1 pseudogene is annotated in these 903 nt (G+C 61.5%); it reads left to right on the plus strand.

Annotation, left to right across the window (positions count from 1 at the left end):
• Positions 1-578 precede the first annotated feature (578 nt).
• A pseudogene (locus tag NW838_RS05130) lies at positions 579-903 on the plus strand (peptidase M3); the annotation flags it as partial.

Here is a 903-nt window from a genome sequence, read left to right on the forward strand (position 1 = left end):
GCAGTCCCACCAAGGTGATCTGGGGCAAGCCACCGCCCACATCCACCTCCACCGTAACCTGCACGGCCCGGAGTCCCAGCAGAGCGGCAGCAGTGACTTGGGCAAACAATGCAGTCACCTCCCTCGGATAGTTCTTTTACCCTTTGCACAAGTGGCCGCAGGCCTATTCTGTCCCAACACGTATCCTGGCCGAAATTGGGATCCCCACGCTGCCGGCTGCATTTGCCCAAGGAGAATGTCACAATCATCTCAGGTTTTTCCTGCCCCAAAGGAGGCACGTCGGTTTTCGCAGTCGCAGTCTTTAATGAATGCGGGATCCCGGATCCGAGCTTGCCGAATGGCTCAGGCTTGGGTTGGCTGTTGCTGCCGCCTTTGCGCAGCACAGCAGCGGTGAGGCTATGTTCTGACCAGGATGGGAACCCCCAGGGGGGGATAGCAGGGATCCGGATCCCTCTGATCGCAGCCTGCACCTCCAACCCAGATTTCCCCAGCCATTTGCCCTTTGGCAGAGGTCAAAAGGCGGGCACACCCCTCTGCCGACAAGCCAACAGAGGGACGACCCCATCTCTAGGAGGCTGATGCCGGTGGTCTTTCCTGCTGCTGAACCCCCTTTCGAGCGTTTCTCTGGCTCTGGGAAAAAGCGCGCCCTAACCTGGAATGAACTGGAGGAGCAGGTGCAGCAGTTTGCCCAGCGCTACCGGGGGCAGGTGGTCCAGCTCAGCCCGCCAGAGCTGGCGGTGGCGCTGCAGGAGTTGTCGGAGCTGACGCAGGCGCTCGCCCTGGCAGCCCATCTTGCCGAGGGTTGCGAGAGCAGCAGCCTTCCAACAGCGATCCCGGCTGAGGCCGAACCAGAGATGGCCTGGACGAAGGCAGACCCCAGCTGGAGGGATCTGGAGCGGGTCA

The organism is Synechococcus sp. R55.2 (assembly GCF_047462075.1).
Classification (GTDB): Bacteria; Cyanobacteriota; Cyanobacteriia; order Thermostichales; family Thermostichaceae; genus Thermostichus.